Raw genomic sequence first — 22,959 nt, 5'->3', positions numbered from 1 at the left:
GAGATCTGTCCAACAACTCTCCGTGGCCGCGCTCGGAGGAACGGCGGGAGCGGCTGATCGTGGCCGGGTACGAGGTGATCCGCCAGCACGGGTTGGCCAATCTCCGTACCCGCGATGTCGCCGCAAGGGCCGGCATCACGGTGGCGACGCTGCACTACTACTTCCCCACCAAGGAAGCCCTCGTCCGTGCGGTCATCGAGCACGCCATCACGGCGCGCATGCTCATGCCCCTCGAGCTCGACCAGGACCGCGCCGACGGACCCCAAGCGCTCCGCACGATGGTCGACGGGCTCGTCGAGCAGGCCAAGAACGACCCGGGCCATTTCCGCTTGCTGCACGAGCTGATACCCCGCCGCGGGCATCGAGAACGCCGTACGCCAGGCCAATCCCTGGCAGATCGACGGCACCGGAATCCTCTGGGCCGAGAGCCTCACCAGTGACAACTACCGCTGGATCGACCCACCCAACGTCGAGCAGCCCGACGACACGATCAGCCCCAGCCGGGACGTCGTGCTCTCCCAGGACAGGCTCGAAGAGGTCTTCCGCTCGTCGCGGCGGACGGCAACGACAGCCCGACCAGACACGGCCTGGGCATAGCCCGCCACGGCATCGGAATGCTTGAGGACGTGGCTAGCATCATGGTCCGTGCCGACCTCGGAAACGCCTTGCAGGACAAGACGTTCGCCATCGGCCAGGTCAGCAACGAGTAGTACGAGGGCATGGTCCGCATCGTCGGCGACCTGCCCAACCTCTACGTACGCTTCGACCCGGACAGCGGCGAGACCGTCGACCAGGCCGTCGCCACCGGCCGCGCGTGGTTCGGCGGCGACACAGCCGACGACGGCGACGACGACGAAGCCGAGCTCGTCGACGACCTCACGCTGAAGTTCGGGTACACCTACGCCGGTCCCCCGTTCGACGACCCTCGCCACCCGAGCGCCAAGCCGGGCACCAGGCTCCCCCACGTCTGGCTCGACGAGAACACGTCGACCGTCGACGTCTGGGCGAACGGCCTCGCGCTGATCACCGACGACGCCGGGTGGGCCCAGGCGGCCGGTCGCAAGGGGCTCGTCCACCGCCACGACAGCGCCTGGCGGTACGGAACCGTGCTGGTCAGGCCGGACGGCTTCGTCGCCTGGCGCACCGACGACCCGCCCCACGACGACGCGGACACCGTCCTCGGCGAGGCGATCCGGCAAACATTGTCGTAGTAAGACCAATCCGGACGCATCGCGGCGACGAACTCCCCGTGTCCAGCCCCACCACCGAGGTCGGGAGTCTCGATATGCGCCATGCCCTTCGCAAGGCTCTCGCCGCGAGTGGGGTGCTGGCCCTGCTCGTCGCCGCGAGCTGCGGTCAACAGAACGACCCGGCCGCCGCGCCCACCACGCCGGCGCCGGAGAAGACCACGGCGGCACCGTCGCCCGAGCACTCCGAGCACACCGCCGAGGCGCTGATGCCGAAGGGCACCGGCGACCCGTTCGCCGACTCCCGCGCCGCGGCCGGCCATATGCCGATGACCGCGACGGCGCTCGCGACCGGGTTCGCCCAGGCCGCGGGCATCGAGGGCGCGCTGGACTCCAAGGCCGCCGAGCTGCGGTCCGGCCTCACGTACCTGCTCACCGAGCACGTCTACCTCGCCGGCATCGCGGTCGCGACCGCGTACGCGAAGGGGGCGGACTCCCCCGAGTTCAAGCTCGCCGCGAAGACGCTCGACGCCAACTCCCAGGCAGTCGGCGCGGCCGTCGCGAGCATCGTGGGCAAGGAGCAGGGCGACACGTTCCTGCAGTCCTGGCGGTCCCACATCAATGACTTCGTCGCGTACGCCGTCGCCGCCAAGACCAAGGACGCGAAGGGCAAGCAGGAAGCAGTCGACAACCTGATGGCGTACGCGAAGGCCGCCGGACGGTTCTTCGACGACGCGACCGGAGGTACGCTGCCGGCAGCCGCGGTCCAGAAGGAGTTCGAGACGCACATCAGCTCGCTCGCGAAGGCGGTCGATGGGTTCGCCGAGAACAAGCCCACGGCCTACGACGATCTGCGCGCCGCCGCGGCGCACATGCCGATGAGCGCGACAGCGCTGGCCGGCGGCATCGCGAAGGCGACGAAGATGGCGGGCGACCCGAACGACGCCGCGTCAACATTGCGCGCCAACCTCACCGCCGCCCTGACCGAGCACGTCTACCTCGCTGGGATCGCCGTCTTCACCGCGTACACCGCCGGCGCGGACTCCCCCGCGTTCAAGGCCGCGACCGCCACGCTCGACGCGAACTCGGTCGCGATCTCCAAGGCCGTCGGCTCGCTGTCCGACCAGAGCACCGAGGAGACGTTCCTCGAGGCCTGGCGCTCGCACATCAACGACTTCGTCAGCTACGCCGTCGCGGCCGCCGGCAAGGACGAGGCCGGCAAGAAGGAAGCGCTCGCCAACCTGTCCGCCTACACCGTGGCCGCCGGCGGGCTGATCTCCGAGACGACCAAGGGCGCGCTGCCCGCCGAAGCCGTGACCGCCGAGCTGGTGGGCCACGCCGAGTCGCTCGCGGGTGCGATCGACTCCCTCGCCGCGGCGCTCACGTGACGGGTCGCAGGGTCAAGCTGACGGGACTGCCCGGCGGCCAAGCGGCCCAGCCGCCGCCGGACGGTCCCGACGGCCTGCTCGTCCTCGTCGCTCGCGGCGACGAGGGCGCGTTCGCCCGGCTGTACGACCAGCTCGCGCCGCAGGTGTTCGGCCTGATCCGCCGGCTCCTTCGGGACCCGTCGCAGGCCGAGGAGGTCACCCAGGAGGTGTTCGTCGAGCTGTGGCGTACGGCGACGCGCTACGACCCGTCGCGCGGCTCGGTGCACGGCTGGGCACTCACGCTCGCGCATCGCCGCGCCGTCGACCGGGTGCGGTCGGAGCAGGCGTCGTCGGACCGGGAGCGGCGGGCCGCGGCGGGGAACGAGACGCCGCCATACGACGAGGTCGTCGAGCAGGTGACGGCGAACCTCGAACACCAGCAGGTCCGACATTGCCTCGGTACGCTGACCGAACTGCAGCGCGAGGCCGTCACGCTCGCCTACTACCGGGGCTACACCTACCGCGAGGTCGCCGAGCTGTTGGACGCCAACCTCGCGACCGTGAAGACCCGGATGAGAGACGGACTAGTGAGACTGCGCGACTGCCTCGGCGTCGCAGGGGAGGTGTCCGAATGAACGCCGATGTGCACAGCCTCGCGGGACCGTACGCCCTCGACGCGTTGCCGCCGGACGAGCGCGCGGCGTTCGAGGCGCACCTCGCGTCGTGCTCGACCTGCCAGGCGGATGTCGACGAGTTCCGGCTCACCGCGACCCGCCTGGGCGGAGCGGTCGCCGAGACACCGCCGCCCGCGCTGAAGAACAAGGTGCTGACGGAGATCCGGCAGACCCGGCAGCTGCCGCCGCCGGTCGTCCCGATCAAGCGCCGCGGCACCCCGCGGCGGACCTGGCTGGTCGCCGCGGCAGCGCTGGTGGTGCTGGGAGGTGCCGGCGGAGTGACGGCCGTCCAGGTGGGCAACGCGCAGCAGGCCGACCGGGAACGGAACGCGATCGCAGCGGTCCTCGCGGCGCCGGACTCGCGGACGTTCCACGGCACGGTACGCGGCGGCGGAACGGTCACGCTCGTGGCTTCCACGAACCAGGACGCCGCGGTCGTCGTGCTCGACCAGCTGCCCGCGGCACCGCAGGGCAAGGACTACCAGCTGTGGATGGTCCACGACAACAGGTTGGTCTCGGCCGGCGTGGTGGAGCACGGCAAGCCCGGCAGAGTCGTACAGATCATGGACGAATCGGTCGAAGGCGCCTCCGCCTTCGGCCTCACCGTCGAACCCGAGGGCGGCTCGCAGCAGCCCACCACCGCGCCCATCTCGGAGGTCCCCTTCCAGACCTGACCAAGCACGACCGTGCGGTCGCCATGAGCACTGCAGGCACTGGGTAGGCTCAGCCGGGTGCAGCATCAGATCGATGGGAGCTTCCTCGACCTCCCCCTCCGGGAGCTCGCGGACGCCGCGCTGAGCCGAGCCCGCCAACAGGGTGCCGAGTACGCCGACTTCCGGCTGGAACGCATCCGCGACCAGCACATCTCCGTCCGCGATGGTGTCTTCGAGGGCAGCCGCGACGGCGAGGACACTGGCTTCGCCGTACGCGTCATCCACGAGGGCACCTGGGGCTTCGCCTCCAGCGTCGTCCTCACCAGGGACGAGGCGATCCGGATCGCCGACCAGGCGGTCGACGTCGCCCGGGTGGCCTCCGGGATGAACGCCGAACGCATCGAGCTGGCGGACGAGCCCGTCTACCCGGACGTCACGTACATCTCGGCGTACGACATCGACCCGTTCACCGTGCCCGACGCCGACAAGGTGGGTCAGCTCACCGACTGGAGCCGGCGGCTGATGGCGGCCGACGTCGTCGACCACGTGCGCGCGAGCCTCGGCCAGGTGCGGGAGAACAAGTTCTTCGCCAACAGCCACGGCACCGTCACCACGCAGCAGCGGGTGCGCGTCAACCCGGAGGTCGAGGCGTTCGCGTCGGACCCGGAGACCGGGCGGATGGACTCGATGCGCACGCTCGCTCCCCCGGCGGGCCGCGGGTACGAGTACCTCACCGGCACGGGCTGGGCGTGGAGCCAGGAGCTCGCGATGATCCCCGCGCTGCTCGCCGCCAAGCTGAAGGCGCCCGGCGTCGAGCCCGGAACGTACGACCTCGTCGTCGACCCGTCCAACCTCTGGCTCACGATCCACGAGTCGATCGGCCACGCGACCGAGCTGGACCGGGCACTGGGGTACGAGGCCAACTACGCCGGCACGTCGTTCGCGACGCCGGACAAGCTCGGCACGCTGCAGTACGGCTCGGAGCACCTCAACATCACCGGCGACCGCACCGTCGAGCACGGCCTGTCGACGGTCGGGTACGACGACGAGGGCGTCGCCACCCAGCAGTGGGACATCGTCAAGAACGGTGTGCTCACCGGCTACCAGCTCGACCGCCGGATCGCCCGGCTGTTCGGCTACGAGCGTTCCAACGGCTGCGCGTTCGCCGACTCCTCCAGCCACGTTCCCGTGCAGCGCATGGCGAACGTGTCGCTGCAACCCGCGGTTGACGGTCCCACCACGATGGAGCTGATCGGCCGGGTCGAGAACGGCATCTACGTCGTCGGCGACAAGTCGTGGTCGATCGACATGCAGCGTTACAACTTCCAGTTCACCGCACAGCGGTTCTTCCGCATCGTCAACGGCAAGTTGGCAGGGCAGCTGCGCGACGTCGCGTACCAGGCGACGACGACCGACTTCTGGGGCTCGATGGAGGCCGTCGGCGGTCCGTCGACGTGGGTCCTCGGCGGCGCGTTCAACTGCGGCAAGGCCCAGCCCGGACAGGTCGCTCCGGTCAGTCACGGATGCCCGTCGGCGTTGTTCCGTGGCGTACGCATCCTCAATACGAGCCAGGAATCGGGTCGGTGAGTCCAGCTGTGAAGGAGATCCTCACCCTGCAGGAGACGGTCGAGCGCTCGCTCGCGCTGTCGAAGGCGGACGGCTGCGTGGTGATCGCCGAGGAGTCGTCGAACGCCAACCTGCGTTGGGCAAACAACACGCTGACGACGAACGGTGTGTCGCTGTCGCGGAAGCTCACCGTCATCGCGGTCGTGAACGGCCAGACCGGCGTCTCCTCCGGTGTGGTGAGCCGCAGCAGCGTGGATCTCGACGAGCTCGAGTCGTTCGTCCGCGCCGCGGAGGAGATCGCGCGCAACAGCGACGACGCTCCCGACGCGCGGCCGCTGGTCGAGGGACCGACGTCGGTCGACTGGTCCGATCCACCCGTGGAGACGTCGATCCGGGTGTTCGACTCGTTCGCGCCGGCGCTCGGCGAGACGTTCGGCATGGCACGTACGGAGGGCACGTTCCTGTACGGCTTCGTCGAGCACGATGTGACGACGACGTACCTCGGCTCGTCGACCGGGCTGCGGCTGCGGCACGTCCAGCCGACCGGCTACGTGACGTGGACGGGCAAGTCGAACGACCGGGCACGGTCGGCGTGGGTCGGGCAGGCGACACGCAACTTCACCGACGTCGACGTTCTCGGGCTGAACGACGAGCTCCGCAAGCGGCTCCGCTGGTCCGCGCGCCGGATCGACCTCGAGGCCGGCCGGTACGAGACGATCATGCCGCCGGCGGCCGTCGCGGACCTACTGATCTACACGTACTGGCGTTCCTCGGCGCGCGACGCGCAAGAGGGCCAGTCGGTGTTCTCCAAGCCTGGTGGCGGAACGCGGGTCGGCGAGCGGTTGTCGTCGACGCAGCTGTCGATGCGTTCCGACCCCCGCCAGCCCGGCCTGGAGTGCGCGCCGTTCGTCGTCGCGCACCGGTCGACGAGTGCGCAGAGCACGTTCGACAACGGGCTGCCGCTCGGTCGCGTCGACTGGATCCGGGACGGTTCGTTGGCGGCGCTCGCGACCACGCGGCATTCGGCCGACCTGACCGGGCTGGAGACGACACCGTTCGTCGACAACCTGATCCTCGAGGTGCCGGGCGCGACGGGCACGACCGCCGAGCAGGTCGCGCGCACCGAGCGCGGGCTGCTGCTGACCTGCCTGTGGTACATCCGCGAGGTCGATCCGCAGACGCTGCTGATGACCGGCCTCACCCGCGACGGCATCTACCTCGTCGAGCGCGGCGAGGTCGTCGGTGAGGTGAACAACTTCCGGTTCAACGAGAGCCCGGTCGACCTGCTGAGCCGCTTCACCGAGGCCGGCGCCACCGTGCCCGCGTTCTCCCGCGAGTGGGGCGACTACTTCCCGCGCGTCGCCGCGCCGACGCTGCGGATCCCGGACTTCAACATGTCGAGTGTGAGCCAGGCCAGCTAGGGAGTCTGTTCACCGGCAGCCGTTACGGTCGCCGGCACGGTGACGATCTCACGCAGGTCCATGCTGGCTGCCGGTGCGGGTGCTGGCGTCCTCGGGATGGCAGCACCCGCGAACGCGTCCGCCGATGGGCGCGTCCGGACCGGGTTGGAGCACCTGGTCCGTGACCGGTTCCGGACCGGCTCGGACCGCGTCCGGAAGGCCATCGACGCGGGGACGTCGGTCGACGCGATCGTCGCGTCGTGGCGGCCCGAGCTCGCCGACTTCACCCGGCTGCGGCGGCGCTTCCTGCGCTACGACTGACGGGCAACGGCTGGAGGCTACGCGCGGGGCAGCCTCTGGCGCCACGCTGGCGTTGCCAGGCCCGATCGTTCCTTTCGAGCCGATGGCCATACAGGTACGATCCAGTATCTCAGCGACGAGGGGACACCGATGAGACTGACTCGACGCCAGGTCCTCGTGACCGGTGCAGCCACAGTGGGAGCTTCCATCATGACGACCGGAACCGCGCTCGCCGAGGACTACGGCTCGGGACCGATCGGCGACTGGTCGAACAGCTCGAGAGCGATCTCGACCATCACCCAGATCCGGCCGGTGCTCAACGGGGACGGCCTGTACATGTTCGGCGACAGCATCGCCTACCAGGACGGCAGAGCGCTCGCCGAGCGGCTGTTGGACCAGACCGGGGACGTCATCGCGGTCCACAACTGGTCCGGACGTCCCACGGCGCCCGCCGTCGACGCGCTCGCCTCGTGGGCACAGACGTACGGCATGCCGAACCGGATCCTGATGGCGACCGGCTCGAACGACATCTTCAACCCGCCGGTGTTCGCGGCGCAGATCGACCGCACGATGACCATCGTCGGCCCGAGCCGCATCGTGCTGTGGGTGAACGTGCAGGTCGCGCGGACCAGCAAGCCGGCGGCCGTCCAACTCGCCGACCAGCGCAACAGCGGCTGGATCAACCTCCAGCTCGCCGACGCCCAGAAGCGCCACCCGAACCTGCGCATCGTCCGCTGGGCCGAGTTCCTCGCCGCGAGGCCGACCCGCCTGCTGCCGACGAACTACATCCGCGACGGCGTGCACACCACCGTTCCGCTGGGTCAGAACGCGCGGAACGAGCTCATCGTCCAAGCCATCAAGGCAACCCGCCCCTAGCCCCTCGTTTCACCTGAAGGCGTGCAGGTCAAGAGTCAAGGCCGAGTCGACTGACGCTGGCGATAGGCGCGTTGCTGGCAGGCCCTCGAGCAGTAGTCCCGCGGTCGTCCCCGCCCTCCCTCGTCCAACGGCTTCCCGCACATCACACACTCCGCTCCCCCCTTTTCATCACGCCTTACCTCGCTCCCCTGGCTTTCGACGAGGGTCTGGACGCCATCGAGCGTGCGTTGCAGGCCGAACTCGAACGGGTCGAGCGGCTCGTCCATTCCCCCGCTCTCCCACAGCCTTCCCAAGGCCTGGTAGGCGTCGAACCGCTCGAACAGGGACTCGCGTTCGCTCCACCAGCGCTCGTGGGAGATCCCCGTACGCCGCTGGAGCTCCGCGGTCTCCCCCGCTTGTTGCGCGACGGACTCGACGAAACCGCCCACGAGGTTCACGACCGCGACCACCTGAGCAGGCGCCAGACCGGTGCGCGAAGCGACGTCGAGCGCGTGGTCGTACCCGGCCATGATGTTCGGCCCGGGCAGGCGGCGGCTTCCCGCGCTGTAGACCAGCCAGGGATGCAGCTGGTGGATCTCCCACGTCCGCCGCGCCCAGCGTTCGAGGCCGGCGCGCCAGTCCAGCCCGTCCGCGGGCTCCAGAGGCGCCTCCCCGTAGACGGCGTCCCGCATGAGTTCCACCAGCTCCGCCTTGCCAGGGACGTAGCGGTAGAGCGACATCGTCGTGGTGCCGAACCGTTCCGCGACCTTGCGCATGGACAGCGCGCCGAGCCCCTCGGCGTCCGCGACCTCGACCGCCGCCGCGACGACCCGGCCGAGGCTCAACCCTGGCCGGTCCGGTTCGTGCGCGCCCCACAGCAGCTCGATCGCACGATCCGGATCCGGCTGCGCGTCGTCTTCAGCCACCACTACTCCCTTGACGCTTGTCACTCGATCGTGTTTAGCTAATAAACCTCAGTATATCTGATAAACCTTCCCGCAGGAGCGCTTCGCCATGCCCGAAAACAGGTTGTACGTGTCCCCCGACGGCCAGGACGACTGGCCAGGCACCCTCGACCGGCCGTTCGCCACTCCGCACGCGGCTCAGAGAGCTGTCCGCGCGCTCACCACCGAGATGACCGGCGACCTCGTCGTGGCCTTCCGAGCCGGTGTCTACCACCTCGACGAACCGCTCGCTTTCGACGACACGCAAGCCGACTCCGGAACCCACGGCTTCCGAGTGATCTACCAAGCCCACGGCTATGGAACTGCCGACCAGGAGAAGGTCGTGTTCAGCGGCGGCCGCGAGATCACCGGCTGGTCCGCGGACACCGACGGCGTATGGACCGCCCCGATCGGCGAGCTGGACCCACGCCGGCTCGCCGTCGACAATCGCCCCGCGTCCCGGGCGGCCCGCACCGTCGGGCTTCCGGGAAGTGTGACGAAAACGGCTACCGGTTACGTCACGGACAGCGTGGAGCCTCAGTCGTGGCCGGATCCCTCCGGACTGGAGTTCGTCTACCCCGGCGTCTATCCATGGTCCGAAGCTCGCCTGGCGGTCGCCGCGATCTCCGGAGAAGGCTCCTCGACCACCATCACCATGGCCCAGCCCGCGTTCGACAACGCCAAGTCCCTCTACGACTCGAAGTGGTACGGCGAAGGGGGTGACGGGACCTGGGACGGCCTCGCCGTACCGTCGGTGCTCGAGAACAACGTGGCCTTCCTCGGCGAGCTAGGAACCTTCGCCGTCGACTGTTCCGAACCGGGCGGACACGTCCTGCACTACCGTCCGCGCCCCGGCGAGGAGATCGGCAAGACCACCGCGATCGTGCCCGTTCTCGAGACGCTCGTCAGCGGGAAGAACGTGCACGACATCGTGCTGCGCGGCCTCACCTTCGCCGACGCTCACTGGTCGGGTCCCACCCGCACCGGTGGATACCTGCACTACCACGGCAACAGCCGCCACGAGCGGGGCGAGTTCCAGAAGATCGACATGGGTGCCGACGTGGGCTACGTCCACGTTCCGGCGACGCCGACCCAGCTACCGGCCAACGTCACCTTCGACGCAGTCAGCCGGATCGTGCTGGAGGGCAATCACTTCACCCGCCTCGGCGCCGGCGGGCTGGCGATCGAGGGCAGTACCGCGGTCGAGGTCCGGGGGAACGTCTTCGACGAGATCTCGGGCAGCGGGATCGCCATCCATGGCGCCACCCGCGTGACCGTCGAGGACAACCTCGTCCACCACATCGGCACCGAGTACCGCGGTTCGCCCGCCATCCTGGTGGTCGAATCCGAAGAGACCACCGTGGCGCACAACGAGATCCAGGACGTTCCGCACAACGGCATCGTGATCACCGGTGGCGAGCGGGCCAGGGACACCCAGGTGGTCGGGAACCTCGTCGAACGCAGCATGGGCGCCTTGATGGACGGCGGCGGGATCTACCTGTCCGCACCGCAGGGCTCCTCCTTCGCCGGCGGGGCGGTCGTCCGGGGCAACGTGATCCGCGATGTCCTGACGTCGTACAACTTCGGGCTCTACACCGACTACGGCGCCGCGTGGATCACCGTCATCGGGAACATCGTGTGCCGGGCCGACACCCCGATCGTGCTGCAGGTCGGCCCTCCGATGGAGAACGTCGCCTTCATCGGCAACTTCTGGGACGTCCTACCCGGCGGCTACGACGACCCGCCCAAGACGGTGACCGTGGCCGGGAACACCGTGCTGCCCAAGGAAACCTTCGACGATGAGATCAAGGCCAACCCAGCGGCCGCGGACATCCTCGCCCGAGCAGGACGCCGAGTCTGAACGCGGCCAGCCCCGGCTTCATCGACACCACAAGAGACCCGGGGAAGCACCACAAGAGACCCAAGCACGGCACCAAACCCCAGCAAGAAGGAACCTCCTCCGGGCACCCGTTCCCGGGGGGTGGGGCGGCGCGTTAGAAACAGGTGGCCGGTCCGGGGCGAGTCAAGGGCCGCTCCGCGGTCGCGAAGCGACGCCTCTCGCCGCGCGCGAAGCGCCCCGCCGAGAGGCGCCCTTGACGCGCCCCGGACCGGCCACCAAAATCGACCGCCGCAACAGCCCACGCCAGTTGCCCTCCTCGACGAGATCTCGCCGGACACCGCACCAAGTCAGCACCAACAGCCAGCGAGCTTCGCCAAGAACATGAGGCGCACCCGTCGCACACGGCGCCGCCACTCCGCGACCATTTGAATGAAGGGCACCTTCATCTCAACCTATTGAATGAAGGTGCCCTTCATTCAAGGCGGCGGCCGCTGTCGAGGTGGCCGGGTAGTGCTGGTGTGACGAGGTCTGGCTGGGTCGGGGGCACCCCGGTCCGAACCTATGGGACCAGGGCGCCCCTCACCCAAAACCTCCGCCACCTACCCGTGATCATGAACGTGATCATGAAGGCAGACCCGGCGAATACGACCAGTTCGGCTTCACGATCACGTACATGATCACGGGCATGCGAGGGGCGCCCCGATGCGAATCCGTCAGGACAGGGCGAGGCGGCGGACGGTCGACGTACCGAAGCGCTCAGCCGTCGCCGCCTTGAGCGCAGCGAGGCCGGACTGGCGGACCTTGCGTACCAGCCCGGTCAACGCACGCTGGGCCTTCGCGTCGCCGTCGAAGGCCTGGACGCACTCCTCCGGCACCACGTTCGCCAACGCCAGCAGGGCGCCAGCGGCGCCGAGGGGGCCGCCGAAGCTGAGGATCGCCGACGAGCCCAGGTAGACCTGGCCGTCCCAGGTGTCCAGCTCGTCGAGCAGCCGGCCGGGGTCGCCGGAGGAGTCCTTCACGCCGCCGATCGGCAGGTCCATGAGCGTCTCGACCGGGATGCCGGGAACGCCGAGCGGGCCGGGGTTGTGGTAGCCGATCACCCGCGACGTCTCCCCCACGGCCTCGGTCACCGCGTCGAAGAACGCCTGCAACTGCACGCCACCACGCGCCGGTGCGACGAGCACCGTGTCCGCGCCGGCCTCCCGCGCGGCTACGGCCCGGGCGGAAGCGGCCCGCGCCCACGCGCCGCTCGCGCCGGCGATCACCGTGACGTCGTCCGGCAGGGCCGCCCGAGCCGCGGCGATGAGCTCCAAGCGCTCGGGGTCGGTCAGCGTGTCCGCCTCCCCTGTCGTACCGGCGACGAGTACCGCGCGTACGCCGGACCCGGCCACCCGCACCGCGTGCGCGATCGTCGCGTCCACGTCGACCGTGCCCGACTCGTCGAAGAACGTCAGCAAGGCGACGCCGACGCCACTGAAGGTTGGCTCTGCCATCTGCGCCTGACTCCTCGTCCCGGGATGCGAAATTCCCCTCCATCCTGCCCCAGTCATCAGATGTTTTCCAGCGACCATCAAAACGTCGCAGTCCGGCTCGTCGAAGAAGCCCAGGCAGAACGCCGGAAGGTCGCGGGACAGACGGTGGCGTGCGGCGAAACTGAGCGAGCCGGGGCTGCGACCAATGTGGGCAAGGTTGCTACGGTCGCGATATGCCTTCCGATGACGCGCTGCTGCGCCAGCTGCTGAGCCAGCCCACGGTCTGGGTCCACGACGTCGACGACGATGGCCGGGTCCTCGTCAGCACCGACACGAGCGGCTCGCTGCAGCTGCACGAGATCGGCGCCGACGGTACGTGGCGACAGCTCACCGACCTGGGCGAGAGCGCGACCGGCCGCTACCTGCCCGGCACCAGGAGCGTCGTCGTCCAGCACGACAGCGGCGGCAACGAACGAGGCCAGCTCTCCCTGCTCGACATCGAGGACACAGAAGGTTTCCCCGAGCTGCGGCCCCTCGTGCACGACCCGGACTGGATCCACGGACTCTCCGACACCAAGCCCGGCAAAGTCCTCTACAAGACGAACAGAAGAAATGGCGTCGACTTCGACCTGATCAGCCGCGAGATCGAGACCGGCGAGGAGCAGGTCCTCTACGACGGCGGCGGCTGGGTGATGGAGGTCTCCGCCTCGCCCGACGAGAGATGGGTCGCGTTCACGCTTCCCACGCTGGCGCACTCGCTGCAGCTCGTTCTCGTCTCGACGGCCGACGGCACGCTGCACGAGCTCACCAGCGCCGACGAGCCCACGTTCCTGGAGGCGCCGTCCTGGCTGCCGGACTCCTCCGGCTTGCTGGTGGCGACGAACGCCGACCGCGAGTTCACCGAGATCCGGCACTACGACCTGGACAGCAAGACCTGGACGACGGTCCTGGCCCACGAGACCCGCGACCTGGTCGCCTGGTCCGCGCCGACCGGCAAGCAGATGTTCGTCGCGACCAACGACGACGGCGTCCTCCGCGGCGGGCTGCACGACATCGTCACCGGTGCCGACCTCGGCAAGCTGGACCTGCCGGCCGGGCTGTCGCTCGCGGTGGACTTCTTCCCGCCGCGGTGGTCGCCGAGTGCGACCTACCTCACGATGTCGGCCAGTGGCCCACGCTCGCTGCCCGTCGTCGTACGGCACGAGGTCGGCTCGGGCGCGACTACGCCGATCCCGTTGCCCGGCTCGATGGAGCTGCCGTCGGTTCTGGTCGAGCCGGAGTCGGTGCGCGTCCCGACCCCGGACGGCGAGCAGGTGCCGGTCTTCGTCTACCGGCCCGCCGCCGCTGACGGCTCGGTCGTGATCCTCGTACATGGCGGCCCGGAGGGGCAGTCGATGCGCAACTGGGCGCCGATCGTCGCCGCGATGGTCGCGCAGGGCCACACGGTGCTGGTGCCGAACGTGCGCGGCTCGACCGGCTACGGCAAGCGGTGGTACGCGCTCGACGACGTCCGGCTGCGGCTGAACTCGGTCGCCGACCTCGCCGCGCTGCACGAGTGGCTGCCGACCGTGGACCTGGATCCGAGCCGGGCGGCGTTGTACGGCGGCTCGTACGGCGGCTACATGGTCCTTGCTGGCTTGGCGTTCCAGCCCGAACGCTGGGCGGCCGGCGTCGACATCGTCGGCATCGCCTCGCTCGTCACGTTCCTGGAGAACACCTCCGACTTCCGCCGCGCGCACCGTGAGCGGGAGTACGGGTCGCTCGAGCACGACCGCGACTTCCTCGAGTCGGCCTCGCCGATCAGCCGGGTCGACGAGATGCGCGCACCACTGTTCGTCATCCATGGCGCTAACGACGTTCGCGTCCCCCTGTCCGAGGCGGAGCAGATCGCCGAGGCGTTGCGGAAGCGGGATGTCCCGTGTGAGTTGAGGGTCTACGACGACGAGGGGCACGGTTTGAAGAAGAAGGTCAACCAGCTGGACGCCTACCCGGCCGCTCTGGCGTTCCTCGCCGAGCAGCTCGCGCCGAAGGCGTCGTCATGAGCCGGCCGGTGGGGTTCGTCGGCCTCGGCATCATGGGCGCCGGCATGGCCGGCAACCTACTGAAGGCCGAGCACGAGGTCGTCGTGTGGAACCGTACGGCCTCCCGCGCCGAGCCGCTGGTGGAGCAGGGCGCGACATCGGCCGTCACCCCGAGTGCGGTGGCGGAGCAGTGCGACGTCGTGTTCGTCTGCGTCAGCGACACGCCGGACGTCGAGGCGGTGCTGTTCGGTGAGAACGGGCTCGCCGCGGGACTGCGCAAGGGCTCGCTGGTCGTGGACTGCTCGACGGTGAGCCCGTCCGCGACCCGTGCGTGGGCGGAGCGGCTGGCGGAGGCGGGCATCTCGTTCGTCGACGCGCCGGTCTCCGGCGGCAGCGAGGGTGCGAAGAACGGCACCCTGTCGATCATGGTCGGTGGAGCCGCCGACGACGTCGAACGCGCGCGGCCGTACCTCGAGGCGATGGGCAAGACCATCACCCACCTCGGTGAGGTCGGAACCGGGCAGATCTGCAAGCTGGTCAACCAGATCCTCGTCGTGGTGAACATGCTCGCGGTGTCCGAGGCGCTGGTGTTCGCCAAGGCCGGCGGGCTGGACCTGGAGAAGACACTCACCGCGGTGACCGGCGGCGCTGCCGGGTCGTGGATGCTCGCGAATCGCGGACCGCAGGTGATCGCGCGCGACTGGCGGCCAGGTTTCCGGCTGGACCTGCAGCAGAAGGACCTGCGCCTCGTGCTGGAGGCCGCCGACTCGTTGGGCGTTCCGGCGCTGGCGACGAGCACGGTGTTCCACCTGTACCGGACGCTCGAACGCGAAGGCCTCGGCGCGGAGGGCAACCACGCGCTGGTGAAGGCGTTGGAACGGCTGTCCGGATTCGAGGCCGCGCAAGACTGATATGCCGACGATAGGTTTCGGCGCCTAGGTTCGAGCGATGGAGATCAGAGCCGCGCACAGCGCTGACGCCAAGGCCATCAACGAGCTGCTCGACCAGCTGGGCTATCCGCAGGAGGGCGAAGCGGCGACGGAGGCCCGGCTCCAGGCGTGGATCGACGATCCGGCCAGTGCGGCGTACGTGGCCGACGTCGAGGGCGAGCTCCATGGCGTGATCGCCGTTCACGTCTGCCCGTTCTTCGAACGGGACGGCGCCTGGGCCCGCATCACCGCCCTCGTCGTCTCGGACCGCGTGCGCAAGCAGGGGGTCGGCTCCCGTCTCGTCGAGGCCACCGAGGACTTCGCCGCGAGCCAGGGTTGCCTGCGGATGGAGGTCACCAGCTCCGACCGGCGGGACGACGCGCACGCGTTCTACCAGGCCCGCGGATACGTCAGCCAGACAGGGAGATCGTCGCGCTTCCTCAGGGACCTGCGGGGCTGAGCCACTACTGCATCCGAGGGTCGTGCGTGGGGTCGTCGTACATGGGCGGGCAGCCGTTCTCGACGGCCTCCGGGCGCAACTCGTAGTGCCAGGGCTCGTTGCGGTAGATCTGGCACAGCCCGTACGCGGCGCCGCGCTTGGACAACCAGGCCTTGGCTTCGGCGTGCCCGATGTCGATCGCGTGCCCTGCCACGTGGTTGGACTTCTCGGGGGTGGCGACCCAGCGGGAGGCCTCCTCTTCCGAGCCGTACTTCCGTACTGCCTCCCGGAGCAGGTTCTCCTGGTACGCCGGGGAACGCCAGCCACCGTTGACGAAGATCTCGACCCCGTCCTCCGCGGCGTCCGTGGCCGCCTGGCGGAGGGCCTGGAGGAAGTCGGCGTCGAGGTTGGCGACGGCCGGAACGTCGTCGAACACCGTCGTGCCGTCGGGTACGGCGCCGTCTGCTTCGCCGAGCACACGGGGGCGGTGCCGGGTCGGCGACTCGGCCGGGGACGGTGCCGCGGCCGAGGAGGGCGAGGACGTCAGCGACTGCCCGATGAGGACTGCCACGAACCCCGCGTTGACGACAAGAAGAGCGGCCAGGAAGGTCGATCGAGCGCGACGAGGTGTCGTGCGTGCTGGTTCGTTCGAGGTCATACCCGCAGTCAAGGCAGCGCGGTGTTGCCAGCCCGTATGTGCTTCTCGATATGCGGACGATATGGCCGGACTCGTAACATCGTCGGATGCGTGTGTTGATCGTCGAGGACGAACCCCTGCTGGCAGAGGCCATCCGCGACGGTCTACGCCTGGAGGCGATCGCCGCTGACCTCGCCGGAGATGGTGACACCGCGCTGGAGTTGTTGAGCGTCAACACCTACGACATCGCCGTCCTCGACCGCGACATCCCCGGCCCGTCCGGCGACGAGATCGCCAAGCGCATCGTCGCTTCCGGCAGTGGCATGCCGATCCTCATGCTCACCGCTGCCGACCGGCTCGACGACAAGGCCACCGGGTTCGGACTCGGCGCCGACGACTACCTCACCAAGCCGTTCGACCTCCGAGAGCTCGTCCTCAGGCTCCGAGCCCTCGACCGCAGGCGTGCCCAGAACAGGCCACCGGTGCGCGAGCTCGCCGGGCTGCGGGTGGATCCGTTCCGCCGCGAGGTCTATCGCGACGACCGGTACGTAGCGCTGACCCGGAAGCAGTTCGCCGTGCTCGAGGTCCTCGTCGGCGCCGAGGGCGGTGTCGTCAGCGCGGAAGAGCTGCTGGAACGGGCCTGGGACGAGAATGCGGACCCGTTCACCAACGCCGTCCGCATCACCGTCTCGTCACTGCGCAAACGACTCGGCGAACCCTGGCTCATCGCCACCGTGCCCGGCGTCGGCTATCGCATCGACACGGCACCCGACACCGGGCGTCCGGGAGGAGACCGTGGATAGGCAACCGGGGTTGAGCGTTCGCCTCAAACTCACCATCAGCTACGCGGCTTTCCTCATGCTCGCGGGCATCTTGCTGCTCGTCATCTGGATGGTCCTCCAGCAGCTCTACCCCCAGTGGGGGATCATCAGAGAGGCGCGATCGGGCATAGGTGGTGCGTTCGTTCCCGGCCGCTCCAACACCCAGCGAGCCTTCACCGAGATCTCGGTCGCCACCCTGCTGTTCCTGATGGTGTTCGGTCTGGTGGGCGGATGGATCCTCGCCGGCCGCATGCTCGCTCCCCTGACGCGCATCACCGAGGCCACCCGTCTGGCCGCGGACGGCTCGCTGGCCCACCGCGTGCGGCTACCGGGCCGCAAGGACGAGTTCCGCGAGCTGGCCGACAGCTTCGACACGATGCTGGCTCGGCTCGAGTCGCAGATCGCCGAGCAGCAGAGGTTCGCGGCCAACGCCTCCCACGAGCTGCGCACCCCGTTGGCGATCACGCAGACACTTCTCGATGTCGCCCGCAACGATCCGAACCGGAACCCGGGCGAGCTCGTCGACCGGCTGCACTTCGTCAACACCCGGGCGATCGATCTCACCGAAGCCCTGCTCGTGCTCAGCCGCGCCGACCAACGGTCGTTCACCCGAGAGCACGTCGATCTGTCCCTCACCGCGGAAGAGGCCGCGGAGACGCTCCTTCCGTTCGCGGAGAAGCGCGACATCACGATCGAGACCTCCGGCGACCTGGCCACCGCGTTCGGCTCGCCCGCGCTGCTGCTGCAGCTGACGACCAACCTCGTCCACAACGCGATCGTCCACAACCTGCCCGAGCACGGCAAGGTGTGGATCACGACCAGCGTTCATCCCGATGCTGTGGTGCTCACGGTCGAGAACACTGGCCAGCGGCTCAGCGCAGCTATGGTTTCCACGTTTGCCGAGCCATTCCAGCGCGGCTCCCAACGGGTACGCACGGACCATGTTGGTGCCGGCCTCGGCCTGGCGATCGTGAAGAGCATCGCCCAGGCGCACGACGGGACCCTCACGCTCGCCCCGCGCCCCGGCAGCGGGCTCAGCGTCACGGTGCGGCTGCCCGTCGCGCCACCGCACGCCGACAGTTGACGTCGCGGCGGCGCTCGGCGACCGCCGCGAGGACGTGCCGGGCCAGCACGACGTCGGCGTCGGGTGCGCCGGCCGCCGACGCGTTCGCCGACATCGCCGCGATGCGATCGGGATCTCTCAGAACGGGGAGCAGGACGGTCTCGATCCAGGCCGGGTCGAGGTCGGCGTCGTCGACGAGCAGTGCCCCGCCGGCTCTGACGACGGGAACGGCGTTGAGCCGCTGCTCGCCGCCGCGCAGCGGCAGGGGGACGTACGCGGCGGGCAGGCCGACCGCGGCGAGTTCGGCGCACGTCATCGCACCCGACCGGCAGATCACGAAGTCCGCGGCGGCATAGGCGTACCGCATCTCGTCGACGTAGGAGACCACGACGTACGGCGGGTCGCCGGCCGGGACGTCGACCGCGTGGTTCGGTCCGGTGATGTGCAGCACCTGCACGCCGGCGGCCCTCAGCTCCCCCGCCGCGGCGGACACAGCGACGTTGATCGTCCGCGCGCCCTGCGATCCGCCGGTCACTATCAGCACGGGCCCGTCGGGTCGCAGGCCGAACCGCCGCCGGGCCTCGCCGCGCAGCCCGGAGCGGTCGAGCCCGGCGATCGCCGGCCGCAGCGGGATCCCGATGGCGGTCGCGTGCGCCAGCCGGACGCTCGGCCCGGCGGTGAACACGTGGGTCGTCATCCGGGCCGCCAGCCAGTTGGCGACTCCGGGCCGGGCGTTCGCCTCGTGGACGACGAACGGCAGACCGCGTCTGTGGGCGGCGACGTACGCCGGCGCGGCCACGTAGCCGCCGAAGCCCACCACGGCCTCGGCCCGGACGCGGTCGAGCACCGCCCCGGCCGCCCGCACCGCGTCGCGCAGCCTGATCGGCAGCCGCAGCAGGTCCAGGCTCGGCTCGCGCGGCAGCGGCGCCGGCGGGATGAGCTCGAGCGGGTAGCCGCGGGCCGGGATCAGCGTGGTGTCCAGACCGCGAACGGTGCCGAGGGCGGTGATCGCTGCCGCCGGCTCCAGCCGACGGAGGGCATCGGCGAGGTTCATCGCGGGCTCGATGTGCCCGGCCGAGTGACCGCCAGCGACGACGATACGAGGTGCGAGCACTAGCTGGTCACGATCCGGTCGAACGTGGTCAGCGTCATGCCGACGTTGACGTCGAGCTCGTCGCCGACGTTCGGGGGTTTCACCTTGCTGGGCACGAGGATCATGCTGACCTGCTGATGAGGTGGCTCGGCGAACCACCGTCGGCGGCCGGCGATCGTGTACGGGGACAGCGCGCGGCCGGCGGCTTCGAGGCTGCTGGCGGCGAGGACCTTCGCCCGGGTACGAAGATCCGCGACCTGGCTGGGTGCCTCGAGCGCGATGCCGTTCGCCGTTCCGCCCGCGACGACCACGATCGAGCCGCGCCTGACCCGATGAACGTCCAGCACGTGCGCCTTGGCGCGGTACAGCTGGTCCTTCTTCAACCACAGCGCGGTCCCGACCCGCGGACGGATCGTCAGCTCCGGATGCTTCGCCGACAACGCCGCCAGGTCGCCGCTCGTCAGATGCGACACGAACAACCGCTCCAACGGCAGCCCCGAGCCACGCAGCCGGCCGATCCACCGCTCGACCTCCGCGCCATGCGCACCCGCGGCAGTCAACGGCAGATGCAACGCCCAGCCGACCGACTCCACGCGATCGAGCAGCGGCCCGATCAGGCCGAGCTCGGCGGCAGGAATCCCGTGCCGTCGCATCGACGTGAGCAGCTCGACGACCACGCGGGGCTTCGGCCCGGTGACCTTGGCGATCGCCTCCAGGTCCGCCAACCGGCTCACCGTGTGGATCACCGGATACTTCTCGGTGACCTCCGCGAACGGCCGCCACGGCACCAGCACGAGGATCTCGCCGTCGAAGACCTCAGCGGCGGCGGGCACCTCCTCGTACATGCCGACCGCGATCAGGTCCGCACCCAACAGCTGCGCCTCAGCCGCGAGCCGCGCGTTGCCGAACCCGTACCCGTTCCCCTTGCACACAGGCACAATCCCCGGGAACGACGCGACGACCGACCGCTGATGCGCCCGCCACCGGTCACCGTCGACGTACAACGTGAGCGGCATCTACGTGATCGGAAAGTCGAAGTAGGTATGGGGATACGGCTCGCGCTTCAGCGTGTAGTGCCACCATTCGCAGTCGTACGAATCGAATCCTGAAGCCTCCATGAGCGAACGCAGGCACTGCCGGTTCCTCGCTTCGACCTGCGTGACCCCTGGTGCCCCGTGATGGGACACCGAGTCCATCAGGTCGTGGTCACCGCCCATCGGAGCGAGGTCACCGGTAGCCAGGTCGTACAGCGTCAGGTCGACCGCGCTCCCCCGGCTGTGGCCGGACCTGGCGGACACGTACCCCTTCTCGAACATCCCCGCCCGGTCGATGTTCGGGTAGTGGCGCGGCTTCGTCCGGCCGTCCTCCGGCTGTTGCGACCAGCGCAGGAACCAGTCCACGGCGCGCTGCGGGCGATACCCGTCCCACAGGAGCAGGCCGAAGCCGAGCGACTCGGCCTTCTCCCGAGCGCCGTCCAGCGCCGCGCAGAGCGCCCTCGTCCCGACGATGCGGTTGGCGAGATAGCCGTCCACCGGCTTGCCGGTGAAGTTGTCCCAGGTGGCGTACTTGGCGTCCCACCGCACGCCGGGAACGACCTCGTCGACGAAGACGAAGTCGTCGTTCACTGGATCTTGCCGGTCAGGGCCAGCGACACGGTACGGTCGATCACCTCGGCGAACGAGATCCCCGCAGCCTCCATCATGCGCGGGTAGCGGCTGTAAGAAGTCAACCCAGGCAGGGTGTTGACCTCGTTGAGCAGCACCCGTCCGTCGTCCTGCAGGAACATGTCGACCCTCGAGATGCCCTTGCATCCAAGGGCGCGGTAGATCGCGCGTGCGGTCTGCTGAACGGCCTGCCGCGTCTCCGCGGGGATGTCGGCGGGAACGATGATCGTCGAGTTCTCCGAGCCGCTCTCGGGCGAGTCCTCCTGGTGGATCTTGAAGAAGCCGTGGGTGAGCCGGATCTGGTCCACCTCGCCGACGATCAGCTCGGTGTCGTTCCCGAGGACGGCGCAGCCCACCTCGCTGCCGACGACGGCCTCTTCGATCAGCACCTTCGAGTCGAACTCCCCTGCGGTCACCATCGCGTCCGGCAGTTCCTCCGGGCTGGACACCTTGCTGACGCCGAACGACGAACCCGACCGGGCCGGCTTGACGAAGATCGGGTAGGTGAACTGGTCGGGATCGACGTTCTCGTCGGCCGCGACGATCCAGTAGCTCGGCGTGGGGATGCCCGCGTTCCCCACCACGTTGTAGGTCAGGGACTTGTCGATGCACAGAGCGGAGCTCGGGATATCGCAACCCACATAAGGGATTCCGGCCAGCTCCAGCAGACCCTGGATCGCGCCGTCCTCACCCAGCTTGCCGTGCAGAACGGGAAGCACCACGTCCAGCCGGATCGTCTCGTGCCGCCCCTGCTCGAGCACGAGCAGGCCGTGGACGCTCCGGTCCGGTGACAGCACGGCTGGGCGGCCGCTGGTATCCCAGTCCGAGCTGGGGCCGTCGCACAGCTTCCAGGCGCCGTCCTTGGTGATCCCGATCCAGAACGGCTCGTACCTCTCGGCATCGAGGTGCTGCTCGACCTGCTGGGCGGACTTGACGGAGACGGGATGTTCCTCGGAGCAGCCACCGAAGACGATGCCGACCTTGAGCCTATCCACGCGGGTTCCTACTTTCGAATCTCAGGCAGTTGACGAGGGAGTTCTCGACCGTGTCGCTCAGCGCGTGGTCGGTGTAATAGGCCGTGTGAGGACTGACGATCACGTTCGGCAGCTCCTGCAGCCGCACCAGCACCTTGCTCTCCATGGGCCGGTCGCTGCAGTCAGCGTAGAAGATGCCCTCCTCCCCTTCGAGGACATCAAGCGCCGCGCCACCGAGCCGGCCGTCCTCCAACGCCTGCAGGAGAGCCTCGGTGTCGAGCAGCGCACCGCGCCCTGTGTTGACGACGATCGCGCCACGTTTCAGCTGCCCGATCCGTCGACGGTCCAGGAGTTGGTACGTGTCCGCGGTGAGCGGCGTGTGCAGCGTGACGAGGTCGCTCTCCCGCAGCAAGTCGTCGAGCGGGACGTACTCGGCGGAGGTCTTGGGACGGAGGTCGTACGCCAGCGTCCGGCAGCCGAATCCCCGCAGCCGGTCCAGGACCGCGGCGCCGATGCGTCCCGTTCCCACGACCCCGACGGTCAGGTCGCGCAGCTCTCGGCCGCGTACGTCGCTCAGCCGGTAGTCGTGGATGTCCGCGCGGCGGATGATCGTCTTGGCGTCCCGGACCGCCATCAGCATCAACATCAACGTGTAGTCGGCAACGCTGTCGGGCGAGTAGACGACGTTCCCCACCTCGATACCGACGCTCTCCGCGTAGCTCACGTCGAGGTGGTTGAAGCCGATGCTCCTGGTGGAGATGTACTCCACGCCGACCTGGCTGAGCGCGAGCAGCGTCGCGTTCGTGATCTCGGTCTTGTGACCCACGCTGATGCAGCGGTTTCCGAGGGCCAGCTCGATGGTGGCCTCAGCCGCCGGCGCCTCGGTGATCGTCAGCACCACGCCGAAGTGCGGCGCCAGCTCGTGGAACATGCCGGCCTCGTCGGGCTCGCACCCGTAGACCGTGACGCCCGTGGTCGGGACGGTCGCGACGGACGAGGGCTCCAGCGAGCGGGCGTGACGGGACGCTGTTGGCGCGGGATCGCTGTGGGCCATGCGACG

The 22,959-nt window shown here is 69.2% G+C and carries 24 protein-coding genes; 15 read left to right on the top strand and 9 right to left on the bottom strand.

Translation table 11 applies throughout. The features are described from left to right. Positions 1–59 precede the first annotated feature (59 nt). Complete coding sequence (locus tag JOD67_RS23465; protein ID WP_205119853.1) at positions 60–440, top strand: TetR/AcrR family transcriptional regulator; 381 nt, start codon at positions 60–62, stop codon at positions 438–440. 3 nt (positions 441–443) lie between these two features. Here JOD67_RS23465 and JOD67_RS23460 read toward each other — a convergent pair whose 3' ends face one another. Beyond that, positions 444–584, bottom strand: a complete 141-nt coding sequence (locus JOD67_RS23460) for a hypothetical protein (protein ID WP_205119852.1) — start codon at positions 582–584, stop codon at positions 444–446. A 135-nt stretch (positions 585–719) separates the two neighbouring features. Here JOD67_RS23460 and JOD67_RS23455 point away from each other — a divergent pair, with 135 nt between their 5' ends. From JOD67_RS23455 to JOD67_RS23420, 8 genes are all read left to right on the top strand, one after another. After that, positions 720–1,211 (top strand): aromatic-ring hydroxylase C-terminal domain-containing protein, encoded by a 492-nt coding sequence (locus JOD67_RS23455; RefSeq protein WP_205119851.1) that lies wholly within the window; start codon positions 720–722, stop codon positions 1,209–1,211. A gap of 74 nt (positions 1,212–1,285) precedes the next feature. Then, complete coding sequence (locus JOD67_RS23450) at positions 1,286–2,575, top strand: hypothetical protein (RefSeq protein ID WP_205119850.1); 1,290 nt, start codon at positions 1,286–1,288, stop codon at positions 2,573–2,575. Next, positions 2,572–3,189: a sigma-70 family RNA polymerase sigma factor gene (locus tag JOD67_RS23445; protein ID WP_307782518.1), complete on the top strand. Its 618-nt coding sequence runs from the start codon at positions 2,572–2,574 to the stop codon at positions 3,187–3,189. The genes JOD67_RS23450 and JOD67_RS23445 overlap by 4 nt, the downstream gene beginning before the upstream one ends. After that, complete coding sequence (locus tag JOD67_RS23440; RefSeq protein ID WP_205123136.1) at positions 3,186–3,902, top strand: anti-sigma factor; 717 nt, start codon at positions 3,186–3,188, stop codon at positions 3,900–3,902. Before JOD67_RS23445 ends, JOD67_RS23440 begins: the two co-directional genes overlap by 4 nt. Positions 3,903–3,959: 57 nt before the next feature. Further along, positions 3,960–5,468, top strand: coding sequence for a TldD/PmbA family protein (locus JOD67_RS23435; protein ID WP_205119849.1), 1,509 nt, complete (start codon positions 3,960–3,962; stop codon positions 5,466–5,468). Further along, positions 5,465–6,868 carry a metallopeptidase TldD-related protein gene (locus tag JOD67_RS23430; protein WP_307782517.1) on the top strand — a complete coding sequence of 468 codons (1,404 nt, stop codon included), beginning with the start codon at positions 5,465–5,467 and terminating at the stop codon, positions 6,866–6,868. Before JOD67_RS23435 ends, JOD67_RS23430 begins: the two co-directional genes overlap by 4 nt. A gap of 39 nt (positions 6,869–6,907) precedes the next feature. Next, entirely contained in the window at positions 6,908–7,168 is a 261-nt protein-coding gene (locus JOD67_RS23425; RefSeq protein ID WP_205119847.1) for a hypothetical protein, read from the top strand. A 189-nt stretch (positions 7,169–7,357) separates the two neighbouring features. After that, entirely contained in the window at positions 7,358–8,023 is a 666-nt protein-coding gene (locus tag JOD67_RS23420; RefSeq protein ID WP_239554005.1) for an SGNH/GDSL hydrolase family protein, read from the top strand. A 35-nt stretch (positions 8,024–8,058) separates the two neighbouring features. On the opposite strand, the gene JOD67_RS23415 is transcribed toward JOD67_RS23420, so the two are convergent. Continuing rightward, a complete protein-coding gene (locus tag JOD67_RS23415) occupies positions 8,059–8,928 on the bottom strand; it encodes a TetR/AcrR family transcriptional regulator (RefSeq protein ID WP_205119845.1) in 870 nt (289 codons plus the stop codon). An 88-nt stretch (positions 8,929–9,016) separates the two neighbouring features. Between JOD67_RS23415 and JOD67_RS23410 the strand changes: the two genes are divergently transcribed. Further along, entirely contained in the window at positions 9,017–10,807 is a 1,791-nt protein-coding gene (locus tag JOD67_RS23410) for a right-handed parallel beta-helix repeat-containing protein (protein ID WP_205119844.1), read from the top strand. A gap of 692 nt (positions 10,808–11,499) precedes the next feature. Here JOD67_RS23410 and JOD67_RS23405 read toward each other — a convergent pair. Further along, a complete protein-coding gene (locus tag JOD67_RS23405; protein ID WP_205119843.1) occupies positions 11,500–12,279 on the bottom strand; it encodes a dihydrodipicolinate synthase family protein in 780 nt (259 codons plus the stop codon). Positions 12,280–12,491: 212 nt separating this feature from the next. Here JOD67_RS23405 and JOD67_RS23400 point away from each other — a divergent pair, with 212 nt between their 5' ends. From JOD67_RS23400 to JOD67_RS23390, 3 genes are read left to right on the top strand one after another with little or no spacing between them, the layout of a single operon-like run. Next, the gene (locus tag JOD67_RS23400; protein ID WP_239554004.1) at positions 12,492–14,300 is read left to right on the top strand and encodes an alpha/beta fold hydrolase; all 1,809 of its coding nucleotides are present in this window, start codon (positions 12,492–12,494) and stop codon (positions 14,298–14,300) included. Further along, a complete protein-coding gene (locus JOD67_RS23395) occupies positions 14,297–15,190 on the top strand; it encodes an NAD(P)-dependent oxidoreductase (RefSeq protein ID WP_205119842.1) in 894 nt (297 codons plus the stop codon). Before JOD67_RS23400 ends, JOD67_RS23395 begins: the two co-directional genes overlap by 4 nt. 37 nt (positions 15,191–15,227) lie before the next feature. Next, positions 15,228–15,668 (top strand): GNAT family N-acetyltransferase, encoded by a 441-nt coding sequence (locus JOD67_RS23390; RefSeq protein ID WP_205119841.1) that lies wholly within the window; start codon positions 15,228–15,230, stop codon positions 15,666–15,668. 4 nt (positions 15,669–15,672) lie between these two features. On the opposite strand, the gene JOD67_RS23385 is transcribed toward JOD67_RS23390, so the two are convergent. After that, a complete protein-coding gene (locus JOD67_RS23385) occupies positions 15,673–16,218 on the bottom strand; it encodes a M15 family metallopeptidase (RefSeq protein WP_307782516.1) in 546 nt (181 codons plus the stop codon). A 173-nt stretch (positions 16,219–16,391) separates the two neighbouring features. Between JOD67_RS23385 and JOD67_RS23380 the strand changes: the two genes are divergently transcribed. Further along, a complete protein-coding gene (locus JOD67_RS23380; protein ID WP_205119839.1) occupies positions 16,392–17,087 on the top strand; it encodes a response regulator transcription factor in 696 nt (231 codons plus the stop codon). Continuing rightward, positions 17,080–18,189: a sensor histidine kinase gene (locus tag JOD67_RS23375; protein WP_205119838.1), complete on the top strand. Its 1,110-nt coding sequence runs from the start codon at positions 17,080–17,082 to the stop codon at positions 18,187–18,189. Before JOD67_RS23380 ends, JOD67_RS23375 begins: the two co-directional genes overlap by 8 nt. On the opposite strand, the gene JOD67_RS42030 is transcribed toward JOD67_RS23375, so the two are convergent. From JOD67_RS42030 to JOD67_RS23350, 5 genes are read right to left on the bottom strand one after another with little or no spacing between them, the layout of a single operon-like run. Then, the gene (locus JOD67_RS42030) at positions 18,146–19,282 is read right to left on the bottom strand and encodes a UDP-N-acetylglucosamine--N-acetylmuramyl-(pentapeptide) pyrophosphoryl-undecaprenol N-acetylglucosamine transferase (RefSeq protein WP_205119837.1); all 1,137 of its coding nucleotides are present in this window, start codon (positions 19,280–19,282) and stop codon (positions 18,146–18,148) included. The genes JOD67_RS23375 and JOD67_RS42030 overlap by 44 nt on opposite strands. After that, positions 19,282–20,277 (bottom strand): alanine racemase, encoded by a 996-nt coding sequence (locus tag JOD67_RS23365; protein WP_205119836.1) that lies wholly within the window; start codon positions 20,275–20,277, stop codon positions 19,282–19,284. Before JOD67_RS23365 ends, JOD67_RS42030 begins: the two co-directional genes overlap by 1 nt. Then, positions 20,278–20,886, bottom strand: a complete 609-nt coding sequence (gene vanX, locus JOD67_RS23360) for a D-Ala-D-Ala dipeptidase VanX (RefSeq protein ID WP_205119835.1) — start codon at positions 20,884–20,886, stop codon at positions 20,278–20,280. Further along, entirely contained in the window at positions 20,883–21,920 is a 1,038-nt protein-coding gene (gene vanA / locus JOD67_RS23355) for a D-alanine--(R)-lactate ligase (RefSeq protein ID WP_205119834.1), read from the bottom strand. Before vanA ends, vanX begins: the two co-directional genes overlap by 4 nt. Further along, positions 21,913–22,830: a D-isomer specific 2-hydroxyacid dehydrogenase family protein gene (locus JOD67_RS23350; protein WP_239555268.1), complete on the bottom strand. Its 918-nt coding sequence runs from the start codon at positions 22,828–22,830 to the stop codon at positions 21,913–21,915. Before JOD67_RS23350 ends, vanA begins: the two co-directional genes overlap by 8 nt. Positions 22,831–22,959 lie beyond the last annotated feature (129 nt).

The organism is Tenggerimyces flavus, assembly GCF_016907715.1.
Classification (GTDB): Bacteria; Actinomycetota; Actinomycetes; order Propionibacteriales; family Actinopolymorphaceae; genus Tenggerimyces; species Tenggerimyces flavus.
Note: the sequence above shows the minus strand (reverse complement) of the source record. Positions and strands in the feature narration are given on the sequence as shown.

Coding starts and splice junctions, on each gene's coding strand:
- JOD67_RS23400 (WP_239554004.1), top strand. CDS start 12,492: ATGCCTTCCGATGACGCGCTGCTGCGCCAGCTGCTGAGCCAGCCCACG.
- JOD67_RS23450 (WP_205119850.1), top strand. CDS start 1,286: ATGCGCCATGCCCTTCGCAAGGCTCTCGCCGCGAGTGGGGTGCTGGCC.
- JOD67_RS23410 (WP_205119844.1), top strand. CDS start 9,017: ATGCCCGAAAACAGGTTGTACGTGTCCCCCGACGGCCAGGACGACTGG.
- JOD67_RS23420 (WP_239554005.1), top strand. CDS start 7,358: ATGACGACCGGAACCGCGCTCGCCGAGGACTACGGCTCGGGACCGATC.
- JOD67_RS23395 (WP_205119842.1), top strand. CDS start 14,297: ATGAGCCGGCCGGTGGGGTTCGTCGGCCTCGGCATCATGGGCGCCGGC.
- JOD67_RS23405 (WP_205119843.1), bottom strand. CDS start 12,279: ATGGCAGAGCCAACCTTCAGTGGCGTCGGCGTCGCCTTGCTGACGTTC.
- JOD67_RS23380 (WP_205119839.1), top strand. CDS start 16,392: ATGCGTGTGTTGATCGTCGAGGACGAACCCCTGCTGGCAGAGGCCATC.
- JOD67_RS23365 (WP_205119836.1), bottom strand. CDS start 20,277: ATGCCGCTCACGTTGTACGTCGACGGTGACCGGTGGCGGGCGCATCAG.
- JOD67_RS23440 (WP_205123136.1), top strand. CDS start 3,186: ATGAACGCCGATGTGCACAGCCTCGCGGGACCGTACGCCCTCGACGCG.
- JOD67_RS23350 (WP_239555268.1), bottom strand. CDS start 22,830: ATGTTCCACGAGCTGGCGCCGCACTTCGGCGTGGTGCTGACGATCACC.
- JOD67_RS23390 (WP_205119841.1), top strand. CDS start 15,228: ATGGAGATCAGAGCCGCGCACAGCGCTGACGCCAAGGCCATCAACGAG.
- JOD67_RS23455 (WP_205119851.1), top strand. CDS start 720: ATGGTCCGCATCGTCGGCGACCTGCCCAACCTCTACGTACGCTTCGAC.